The sequence below is a fragment of the Streptomyces sp. NPDC037126 genome (assembly GCF_055605965.1).
This window is the reverse complement of record NZ_JBVJTD010000085.1, coordinates 1-1,759: the sequence shown is the minus strand read 5'-3', so window position 1 is coordinate 1,759 and position 1,759 is coordinate 1. Positions and strand designations below refer to the sequence as shown.

3 protein-coding genes are annotated in these 1,759 nt (G+C 70.8%); all 3 read right to left on the bottom strand.

The genetic code is table 11. The features are described from left to right. Window positions 1–116 (bottom strand): adenosylhomocysteinase (locus tag ACZ7FF_RS44920; RefSeq protein WP_469816394.1); only part of this gene is annotated, 116 nt, incomplete at its 3' end. Next, a complete protein-coding gene (gene metF, locus ACZ7FF_RS44915; protein WP_470820543.1) occupies window positions 106–972 on the bottom strand; it encodes a methylenetetrahydrofolate reductase [NAD(P)H] in 867 nt (288 codons plus the stop codon). The genes metF and ACZ7FF_RS44920, both read right to left, overlap by 11 nt. After that, a partial coding sequence (locus tag ACZ7FF_RS44910; RefSeq protein ID WP_470820541.1) for a vitamin B12 dependent-methionine synthase activation domain-containing protein occupies window positions 969–1,759 on the bottom strand: 791 nt, incomplete at its 5' end. The genes ACZ7FF_RS44910 and metF, both read right to left, overlap by 4 nt.

Below are 1,759 nucleotides of genomic sequence, written 5' to 3'. Positions count from 1 at the left end.
TCCTTGCGGATCGCCATCAGGCCGGGCATCTCGTGCTCGGCGAGGGTGATCTCCTTGCGGCCGAACTCGGCCAGCGAGAGGTCGGCGACCTTGAAATCCGTGAACTCAGCTGACACGGGTGCTCCTTGAACTCATGACGTTACGGTGGATGTCCAGGGCCGCGGTGGACCTGTTCAGGGTGATGTAGTGCAGTCCGGGGGCGCCCTCGGCGAGCAGCCGCTCGGCCATGGCGGTGGCGTAGTCCACGCCGACGCGGTGGCCGGCCTCCGGGTCGTCCCGGGCGGCTTCCAGGCGGTGGGCGAGGTCCTCGGGGAAGGCGGCGTCGCTCAGCTCGGCGAAACGGCGGATCTGACGCACGTCGGTGGCGGGCATGATCTCCGGGATGATCGGGATGTCGCAGCCGGCGGCCGCCACCCGGTCCCGCAGCCGCAGATAGTCCTCGACCTGGAAGAACATCTGGGTGATGGCGTAGTCGGCGCCGGCCCGGCACTTGGCCACGAAGTGCCGGATGTCCGAGTCCCAGTCGGACGAGCGTGGATGCCGCTCGGGGAAGGCCGCCACTCCGATGGTGAAGTCGCCCAGCGAGCGCACGAGTTCGACCAGCTGGTAGGCGTGGCCGAAGCCGTCCGGGTGCGGCACCCAGGGCCCGCGCGGGTCGCCCGGCGGATCGCCGCGCAGGGCGAGGACGTCCCGGATGCCCGCGTCCGCGTAGGAGCCGATGATGTGCCGGAGTTCGGCCACCGAGTGGCCCACGGCGGTGAGATGGGCGACGGGACGCAGTGTCGTCTGGGCCGCGATGCGCCGGGTGACCTCGATGGTGCGGTCCCGGGAGGAGCCGCCCGCGCCGTACGTGACGGAGACGAAGTCCGGCCGCAGGGGCTCCACCCGGCGGATCGCCTGCCACAACGTGCGCTCGCCGGCTGCGGTCTTCGGCGGGAAGAACTCGAAGGAGAAGGTCGGCCTGCCGGTCATGCGCGTCCTCCGGCGTTGAAGTAGCTCGCCTGCGGGTGATGGACGACGATCGCATCCGTGGACTGCTCGGGGTGGAGCTGGAACTCCTCCGAGAGGTGGACGCCGATGCGCTCCGGACGCAGCAGATGCGCGATCTTCGCCCGGTCCTCCAGGTCGGGACAGGCCGGGTAGCCGAGCGAGTAGCGACAGCCCTGGTACTCGGTGCGCAGCATGCCCTCCAGGCCCCCCGGATCCTGGTCCGCGGTGCCGAGTTCGAGGCGGACCCGGGCGTGCCAGTACTCGGCGAGGGCCTCCGCCAACTGGACGGACAGGCCGTGCAGTTCGAGGTAGTCGCGGTAGGCGTCGGCCGCGAAGAGCCTGGCCGTCTCCTCCCCGATGCGGGAGCCGACGGTCACCACCTGGAGGCCGACGACGTCGGTCTCCCCCGACTCCTCCGGGCGGAAGAAGTCGGCCAGGCACAGGCGGCGGCCCCGGCTCTGGCGCGGGAAGGTGAACCGGGTGCGCTCGGCGCCGTGCTCGTCCAGGATGATCAGGTCGTCGTCCTTGGACACGCAGGGGAAGTAGCCGTGGACGACGGCGGCTTCCAGGAGGTTCTCGGTCTGGAGCCGGTCCAGCAGGCCCCGCAGCCGCGGCCGGCCCTCGGACTCGAACAGGTCCTTCGTCAGACCCCACTGGCCACGGAAGAGCGCCGTCTCGTCCAGCCAGGAGGCGTACTCCCTGAGCTGGATGCCCTTGATCACCCGGGTGCCCCAGAACGGCGGGGCGGGGACCGGGTTGTCGACGGCGA

Bases quoted from the DNA above. Each gene is read 5' to 3' on its own strand.
- metF (WP_470820543.1), bottom strand. From the start codon at position 972: ATGACCGGCAGGCCGACCTTCTCCTTCGAGTTCTTCCCGCCGAAGACC.